The organism is Clostridium sp. (assembly GCF_051650885.1).
GTDB lineage: Bacteria > Bacillota > Clostridia > Clostridiales > Clostridiaceae > Clostridium.
Genome location: NZ_JBOFRG010000205.1, coordinates 1 through 8,289 on the forward strand (window position 1 = coordinate 1; position 8,289 = coordinate 8,289).

General features: G+C 30.0%; 8 protein-coding genes and 1 riboswitch. Of the genes, 4 read left to right on the forward strand and 4 right to left on the reverse strand.

What is annotated here, in order from left to right:
• Together ACRC28_RS09835 and prfB are read left to right on the forward strand one after the other, a co-directional pair.
• Positions 1 to 773: SEC-C metal-binding domain-containing protein (locus ACRC28_RS09835; RefSeq protein ID WP_438543276.1), on the forward strand; the 773-nt coding region annotated here is incomplete at its 5' end.
• Positions 774 to 837: 64 nt separating this feature from the next.
• Positions 838 to 1,939 (forward strand): peptide chain release factor 2 gene (prfB, locus tag ACRC28_RS09840; protein WP_438543277.1). Its coding sequence is split into 2 segments (ribosomal slippage): positions 838 to 903 and positions 905 to 1,939, totalling 1,101 coding nucleotides; the frame shifts between segments, so codons are not numbered across the junction.
• A 94-nt stretch (positions 1,940 to 2,033) separates the two neighbouring features.
• Here prfB and ACRC28_RS09845 read toward each other — a convergent pair.
• Both ACRC28_RS09845 and ACRC28_RS09850 read right to left on the reverse strand, forming a co-directional pair.
• The gene (locus ACRC28_RS09845; protein ID WP_438543278.1) at positions 2,034 to 3,380 is read right to left on the reverse strand and encodes a M28 family metallopeptidase; all 1,347 of its coding nucleotides are present in this window, start codon (positions 3,378 to 3,380) and stop codon (positions 2,034 to 2,036) included.
• Positions 3,381 to 3,476: 96 nt separating this feature from the next.
• Positions 3,477 to 3,809 carry a hypothetical protein gene (locus ACRC28_RS09850; RefSeq protein WP_438543279.1) on the reverse strand — a complete coding sequence of 111 codons (333 nt, stop codon included), beginning with the start codon at positions 3,807 to 3,809 and terminating at the stop codon, positions 3,477 to 3,479.
• A 151-nt stretch (positions 3,810 to 3,960) separates the two neighbouring features.
• Between ACRC28_RS09850 and ACRC28_RS09855 the strand changes: the two genes are divergently transcribed.
• Positions 3,961 to 6,126: a Tex family protein gene (locus tag ACRC28_RS09855; protein WP_438543280.1), complete on the forward strand. Its 2,166-nt coding sequence runs from the start codon at positions 3,961 to 3,963 to the stop codon at positions 6,124 to 6,126.
• A 70-nt stretch (positions 6,127 to 6,196) separates the two neighbouring features.
• Positions 6,197 to 6,314, forward strand: a riboswitch (FMN riboswitch).
• Between the two features lie 99 nt (positions 6,315 to 6,413).
• Entirely contained in the window at positions 6,414 to 7,016 is a 603-nt protein-coding gene (locus ACRC28_RS09860) for an ECF transporter S component (RefSeq protein WP_438543281.1), read from the forward strand.
• Between the two features lie 54 nt (positions 7,017 to 7,070).
• Here the strand turns inward: ACRC28_RS09860 and rimI are convergent, their stop codons facing one another.
• Entirely contained in the window at positions 7,071 to 7,502 is a 432-nt protein-coding gene (gene rimI / locus ACRC28_RS09865; RefSeq protein WP_438543282.1) for a ribosomal protein S18-alanine N-acetyltransferase, read from the reverse strand.
• Between the two features lie 7 nt (positions 7,503 to 7,509).
• Complete coding sequence (gene tsaB / locus ACRC28_RS09870; RefSeq protein WP_438543283.1) at positions 7,510 to 8,220, reverse strand: tRNA (adenosine(37)-N6)-threonylcarbamoyltransferase complex dimerization subunit type 1 TsaB; 711 nt, start codon at positions 8,218 to 8,220, stop codon at positions 7,510 to 7,512.
• Positions 8,221 to 8,289: the final 69 nt, after the last annotated feature.

The following is an 8,289-nucleotide window of genomic DNA, read 5'->3' on the forward strand; positions in this document are numbered from 1 at the left end:
AAGGACATAACTTTGACATAAGAAAAAATCTTTTAGGTTATGATGATGTTATGAATATGCAAAGAGAAGTTATTTATAAGCAAAGATCACAAGTTCTTGAAGGTGAAAACTTAAGAGAAGAAGTTAGTGGAATGATAAAGGATGTTGTTTTCACAGCAACAGAAAATCATTTAGCAGGCGTTGAAGAAGATTATGAAGAAGCACTTAAAAAATTAATCATATATCTAGATGAAATATGTATTCCAAGCAATAGAGTAACTATTGATGATTTATTAAATCTAGAAATTGAAGAAGTAAAAGAAAAACTATTAACAATTGCAGCGGAAATTTATGCTGGAAAAGAGTTAGAGTTTGGAGAAGAAAGAATAAGAGAAATTGAAAGAGTAGTTCTTCTTAAAAGCGTTGATATGAAATGGATGGATCACATAGATGCAATGGATCACTTAAAGCAAGGAATAGGTCTTAGAGCATTCAAGCAAGTAGACCCAGTTCAAGCTTACCAAATGGAAGGTAGTGAAATGTTTGAGGAAATGATTGAATCTATAAAAGTAGATACAGTTAAATACCTATTCCATGTTCAACTAGAAAAAGCTCCAGAAAGAGAAAGAGTTGTAGAAAAAACAACTGAAGTACACCAAAATGTAAGCTCAAATGGAAGTGAAGAGCCTAAGAAAAAAGAGCCTGTAAGAAAAGAAGTAGTTGCAGGAAGAAATGATAAATGTCCATGTGGAAGCGGTAAAAAGTTTAAAAACTGCTGTGGAAGAGAAGTTTAAAAAATAGTAAAATGATAGCAGTGGGGAAAACTCACTGCTATTTTTAAAGGAAAGAGGTGTAAAAGTGAGAGTTGATTTAGAAAAAGCATTAGCTAAAGTAACTACACTAAAAGAAAAAATTACAGAAATGGGGGCTTTACTTTGACAATGAAGGCTTAGATAAAAAGATTGAAGAGCTTGATTTAGTTATGCAAACTCCGGGTTTTTGGGATAATATTAAAAAGGCAGAAGAAACCACAAAGGAAAGCAAAATTTTAAAAGATAAGAAAGAAAATTACAATAAAATAAAAGGGACACTTGAAGATGTTGAGGTATTAAAGGAATTAATGGAAGAGGATGATGATGAATCTATTAATGAAATAATTACATCAGTTTCTTTTCTTGAAGAAGAATTAGAAAAATATAGAATACAAACACTTTTATCAGGGGAATATGATAGAAATGATGCAATACTTACGCTACACGTAGGAGTTGGTGGAAGTGATGCTAATGATTGGACTGAGATGCTACTTAGAATGTACACTAGATGGTGTGAAAATCATGGCTTCAGAATTGAAACAGTAGATTTACTTCAAGGTGATGAAGCAGGAATAAAAAGTGCAACATTAAAAATTTATGGTGAATTTGCTTATGGATATTTAAAAGCAGAAAAGGGAATCCATAGACTTGTTAGAATATCACCATTTAATGCAAATGGTAAAAGACAAACCTCATTTGCATCAGTAGAAGTTCTTCCACAGCTTACAAAAGAGCAAGATATTGAAATAAGACCAGATGATTTAAGAATTGATACTTTTAGAGCTGGTGGGGCAGGTGGACAGCACGTAAATAAAACTGAATCTGCTGTAAGAATAACTCACTTAAAAACTGGAATAGTTGTTCAATGCCAAAATGAAAGAAGCCAATTCTCAAATAGAGATACAGCTATGGAAATGCTTAAATCAAAGCTTATAGAGCTTAAGGAAAGAGCTCATAAGGAAAGAATAGAAGATTTAACAGGGGAGCTTAAAGACATGGGGTGGGGAAGTCAAATACGTTCCTATGTATTCCACCCATATAGTATGGTAAAAGACCATAGAACAGGAGAAGAAACTTCAAATGTTCAGGCTGTTATGGATGGAGAAATAGATAAATTTATTGTAGCAGAATTAAATAGAAAAGAATAAGATATACTATATAAACGCTGAAACTATTTAATCCCCCTTATATAGTTTAGTACCCTTTTGAAAAAGCCTATCTAGCGAAAGATAGGCTTTTGTTTTATTTCTTATATTTAAATCTTTGAATATTTTTTCCAGTAATATAAATTAAACAAATAGAAAAAGAAAAAAGATAAATACCATTATTTAATAAAATTCTTTTGTAGGTAGGATAACAGTGATTTATGATTTTTTTATTTACTAGCTTAAATACCTCATCTAAAGATGAAGTGGAAATATGTTCTACTGTATCTTTAGGGGTGTGAATTCTACTTGTATCTGAATGTGTAATAGTTAATGCATCAGCACCTTTTTTTGAAAAGCTAGCATGGTCACTAGAGTCTTCAAAAGAGGATTTAAGAGGATTTTTAGAAAGCTTTTGTAAGGACTCAGAATTCTTAGATTCTATATCTTTAGATTTTTCAGCTCTTACAATAGAAAGTGGAGTGTTAGGTGCACCAAGCATATCAAAGTTTATAACTTGGGCGTTAGAAACTAATGAAGCATATTTTTCAGAAAAAGCCTCAGAGCCTAAAAGTCCAAATTCTTCTGCATTTAGAAATACAAAGATAATATCTCTATCTGGTTTTAAATTTAAAGAAGAAAATACCTTTAGTGTTTCAAATAAGAAGGCTGTTCCTGAGGCATTGTCTAAAGCACCACAGTAAATATTATCTAAACAGTCTGTACCTAAGTGGTCAAAGTGAGCTGATAAGATAAGAGGTGCCTTTTCTTTGTCTGTACCTTCAATTTTACCTGCAACATTATATACCTCTGTAAGCTTTGTTGAATAAGGTAGATTACAATAAAGAGAAGATCCTTCATTAAGAAGCTTTAGAATTTTATCAAAGGCTTCTTTTTTTAATGCAACAGAAAAGGATATAGATGAATCATGTATAAAGGAGCTTCTAAAGTTGAAGTCAGAATCATCTGTAATATAAAATAAAAATAAATCTCCATTTTTGTTGAAGGTTAAAGCATTTTTGTGGATTTTTAAATTATCTTCTTTAGATAATGTAATATTATTTTCTTTAAAATTTAATAAGTCCTCCTTAAAATCAACACCGTAAGTAAAATCAACAGTAGTATTATCTTTATTTAAAATTTGCAAAACTCCATTTTCAGAAGTTTTATAAGGAACAGTTATTGTGAATCCTTCTTTAAAACTTCCATTAGAAGTTAAAGGAGAGAGTCCCATCTTTGAAAGCTCTAAGGAAAGAGAATCAGAGACTAACTCATTTTCTTTTGAGCCAGAAATTCTCCCTGCAATTTTATCAGAGGATAAATAGGATATATTTTCTTTTAAGGTATTACTATTAAAATCATAAAGTGGTATGTAAACAAATGATAATAGTATAAATATTCCTAAAGACAAAAGAAAAAGAAGCCTATAAAGTTTTTTTAACATAATTAATTCTCCTAAAATATTGTTTCTTTAATATTTATTAAAGAAAGTCTATTAATATGAATTAATAAATGATAAGTAACTTTAAGACTTCTAAATTTAATTATTTTTATAAAGCATATCGATTAGAGAATATGAAATAGTAAATAAAAGAAAAATAGCGATAAATATATTAAGCTTATTACTAATGATAATAAGAATACCACCAAGTAAAAGAGATGCTATAATAACGTAATTTATAAATTTCATAAACCCAGGAGAAGAGCTTAATATAACAGACATAGCTGAAATAATAGAAAAAATAACTATTATAAAGGTGAATGAGTTCTTTAAAATTTTGTCAAACTCTATAACTTTAAAGTAATCAAAAATTAAAAGAGTTAAAAGGATTAAAAGTGTTAATGAAAGTGTTTTTTGAATGATTTTATTCATATAGTCCTCCTTACTTACAAATATTACCAATTAAATTATATAACAAATAATTTATAAAAAATAGGAAAAATGAAAATAAATAGAAAAAATATTGATAAGAAAGGAATAAAGGGTATAATAAAAAAGTAGAATAAAGGTTGGAGGTTTTTTAATGAATATAAATGAAAGATTAGCTAAAGAACTTGGATTAAAGTTAAGCATTATAAATAATGTTATAGAAATGTTAGATGAAGGAAATACAGTTCCTTTCATATCAAGATATAGAAAAGAAAAAACTGATGGTTTATCAGATGAGGTTTTAAGAAACTTAGAAGAGAGATTAGTTTATTTAAGAAATTTAGAAGATAGAAAAACTGCTGTTATAAGACTTATAGATGAACAAGGGAAGCTTGATGATGAGCTTAAGAAAAGCATTGAAAAGGCAGAAACATTAACAGAGGTAGAAGACCTTTATAGACCATATAAGGCAAAGAAAAGAACAAGAGCTATAATTGCTAAGGAAAAAGGTTTAGAGCCTTTAGCAGAAACTATAATGTCAGGAAGCTTTAAAGGTGACTTTAATGCAGAAGCTTCAAAGTATATTGATGAAGAAAAGGCAGTTCTATCAATAGAGGATGCTATAAAAGGTGCATCAGACATAATTGCAGAGGCTATATCTGATGAAGCTAAATATAGAAAGTGGATAAGAGGAATTACATTTAGAGAAGGTAAAATTGAAACTAAAGGTTCTAGTGATGAAAGAACACCTTATGAAATGTATTATGAGTATAGCGAAGAGGTATTTAAGATACCACCTCATAGAATACTGGCTATTAACAGAGGTGAAAAAGAAAAAATTCTTTCTGTAAAAATAACTATGAATGAAGGAAAGTTAATTTCTTATTTAGAAAATTATGTTTTAAAGAAAAATAGTATTACAGATGAATATTTAAAAGAGGCGATAAAAGATTCTTTAAAAAGATTAATATATCCTTCAATTGAAAGAGAAATAAGAAGTGAGCTTACTGAAAAAGGTGAAGAGGGAGCTATTAAAATATTTAAAGAAAACTTAAAAGCATTATTACTTCAAGCACCTATAAAAGGAAAAGTTGTAATGGGATATGACCCAGGGTTTAGAACAGGATGTAAGATTGCTATTTTAGATAGAAATGGAAAGTTCTTAGATAATGTTGCTGTATATCCAACAGTTCCTAAGAAGGATATTGAAGGAACTAAGAAAACTTTGAAAGCTTTAATTAAAAAGTATGATGTAGAAGTTATCTCTTTAGGAAATGGAACAGCTTCAAGAGAATCAGAAGAAGTTATAAGTGAAATGCTTAAAGAAATAAAAAATGAAGAGGGAAGAGAAGTATCATACGTTATAGTTTCAGAAGCAGGAGCATCAGTATATTCAGCATCTAAGCTTGCAACTAAAGAATATCCTAATTTAGACGTTACAGTTAGAGGAGCTATATCAATAGGAAGAAGACTGCAAGACCCACTTGCAGAACTTGTTAAGATAGACCCTAAGGCTATTGGAGTTGGGCAATATCAACATGATGTAACTCAAAAGAAATTATCAGAATCCTTAACTGGAGTAGTTGAAGATGCTGTTAATAAGGTTGGAGTAGATTTAAATACTGCAACACCAAGTCTTTTAACATATATATCAGGAGTAAACAGTAGTATAGCCGATAATATAGTGGCTTACAGAGAAGAAAATGGTGAATTTAAAACTAGAAAAGAACTTCTAAAAGTAAAAAGATTAGGGCAAAAAGCATATGAGCAATGTGCAGGGTTCTTAAGAGTAATGGAAAGTAAGAATCCACTTGATAACACATCAGTTCACCCTGAATCATATAAAATTGCAGAAGAACTTATAAAGGTTTTAGGTTATACAATGGATGACTTAAAAAATAAAGCTTTAACTGATATTAATGAGAGAGTAGAAAAGGTAGGCTTAGCTAAACTATCTACTGACTTAGAAGTTGGAGAAATGACATTAGCAGATATTATAAAAGAACTTCAAAAACCAGGAAGAGATATGAGAGATGACATGCCAAAGCCAATATTAAAAACAGGTGTTATAGAACTTAAGGATTTAAAACCAGGAATGGAGCTTATGGGAACTGTTAGAAACGTTTCAGACTTTGGAGCATTTGTAGATATTGGAGTTCACCAAGATGGATTAGTTCATAAAAGCCAAATGGCAGATAGATTTGTAAGACATCCGCTTGATGTAGTTAAGGTTTCAGATGTAGTTAAGGTTTGGGTTTTAGAAATAGATGCAAAAAGAAATAGAATAAGCTTAACTATGAAAGCACCTAAAAAAGATTAATGAAAATTTAAAAAAGAAAATATTGACACAAAAATAACAAAAGTATAAAATAAAGATGTAAATAAAATATGAATATCTTCAGGGCGGGGCGTGATTCCCCACCGGTGGTAAAGCCCACGAGCTAAGTTTTAGCATGATTCGGTGTAACTCCGAAGCCGACAGTATAGTCTGGATGAAAGAAGGTAAAGTTAGATTTAATGTTGATACTTGCGCCCTAAAACTAATGTTTTAGGGCTTTTTTAAATTTAACTTACCCAAAGAAGATGACTTTTGGGGAGGAAAATAAAATGGCAAATGTAAGAAAAAAAGACAAAACTCAAAGAATGGTGAAATGGGCAGTTCTAATAGGAATGGCATTCTTCTTAGGATTTATAAAAATTCCTATAATTCCAATAGCACCATGGCTTAAAATTGATTTAAGTGATTTACCAATCCTTATAGGAGCATTCGTCTTTGGACCACTAGCAGGAATTATATTAGAGTTTGTAAAATGCCTTTTAGGGTTTATAACAGGAAGTACAACAGGTGGAGTTGGAGAGCTTGCAGACTTTATAGTAGGATTATCATTAATCTTACCAGCAAGTATCATATACCATAGAAATAAAACAAAATCTAACGCTCTTATAGGAATGAGTGTGGGAATTCTTTGTATGATAGTAGTGGGAATATTAGCAAATATATATATCTTATTACCATTATTCAACATGAAAATGTCAGGAGCACAGTTAAGAGAATATATAATCTTTGGATTAATTCCATTTAATTTAATAAAAGGTGGATTAGTTAGTGGGTTAACTTATGTAGTTTACAAGAAATTATCTACATCAATATTTAAAGCTGACATTGAATTTAGCACAAAAAAGAAAAAAGAAAGAAAATTAGCTAGTTAAAGCATTAAAATATTTATTACACAAAAAGCATGGGAAAAATCCCATGCTTTTATTTTAATCTTCAAAATCTTCATATCTGTACCACATGATAATTGCATCTTCACCATCTTTATAGAATCTTCTTCTAAGACCTTCATCAGTAAAGCCTAAAGAAGTATAAAGCTCATATGCTTTAGTATTAGATTTTCTAACCTCTAAAGTTATAATAGAACAATCTAATGTTTTTAAGTGGTTTATCATATTAGTCATAAGCATTTTAGCTATACCACGTCTTCTATAATCAGGGTGAACAGCAACGTTAGTTATTTGCCCTTCATCACAAACAACCCAAATACCTACAAAGCCAACTATTCTGTTATCTTCTTCATGTACAAAGTATCTAGCAAGCTTATTATCAATTTCTTTAGATAATTCCTCTTTGCTCCAATAGTTTCTTATACTAAGTTCACTTATTTCTTGAACATCATCAAGATGTTTTTCTTCCATAAATAAATTATTGCTCATTTTTCATTTGTAACCTTTGATTTAATTCACGTACAGCTTGAGGTTGCTTTAAATAAAGTGGAGAAGAATCATCAGAATCACAAATTCCTTCTTTAAGAAGATTTAAACCAAGTTCTCCAATAGTTGATGCTCTAACTAAGTTAACACTGTTTGGAGCAAAGGAAGAATTTTTTATATTTTCTTCTAAGAAAGCTTTATGTTTGAAAACACCATCCCCTGTAAAAATAACTTTTTCATTTAATTTTTCAAGATTTTCTTTAAGTTCTTCTAAAGAAAAAGATGTGTAATCAATAAGTCTTTCAAGCTTTCCATTAGTAAACTTATAGAAAGCTGTAAAAACTGTATCTCTTAAGGCATCCATAATAGGACAGATGATTCCGTCAAATGGAGCTAAAGATAAAGCTAATCCATCTAAAGATGATACACTTACATATGGTTTTTTAGAACCAAAGCTAAGCCCCTTTATTGTGGCCATTCCAATTCTAAGACCAGTAAAAGAACCAGGTCCTTTAGAAACTACAAATCCATCAACATCATTTATAGTTTTTTTAGTATCCTCTAAAACTTTTTCAATCATGGGCATCATTAAAACAGAATGCTCACGCATATTATTTATAGTATATTCTACTAAAACTCCTGTTTCATCAACTAAGGCACAAGTTGCACATTTTGATGAGGAGTCTACGCTTAAAACTAACATTTATAAAATCTCCTTTGTAATATAATCATATTCGTTTCCATAAGTATTAATATGAATCCTACGGAAGTT

Coding starts and splice junctions, on each gene's coding strand:
- ACRC28_RS09845 (WP_438543278.1), bottom strand. CDS start 3,380: ATGTTAAAAAAACTTTATAGGCTTCTTTTTCTTTTGTCTTTAGGAATA.
- ACRC28_RS09850 (WP_438543279.1), bottom strand. CDS start 3,809: ATGAATAAAATCATTCAAAAAACACTTTCATTAACACTTTTAATCCTT.
- ACRC28_RS09855 (WP_438543280.1), top strand. CDS start 3,961: ATGAATATAAATGAAAGATTAGCTAAAGAACTTGGATTAAAGTTAAGC.
- ACRC28_RS09860 (WP_438543281.1), top strand. CDS start 6,414: ATGGCAAATGTAAGAAAAAAAGACAAAACTCAAAGAATGGTGAAATGG.
- rimI (WP_438543282.1), bottom strand. CDS start 7,502: ATGGAAGAAAAACATCTTGATGATGTTCAAGAAATAAGTGAACTTAGT.
- tsaB (WP_438543283.1), bottom strand. CDS start 8,220: ATGTTAGTTTTAAGCGTAGACTCCTCATCAAAATGTGCAACTTGTGCC.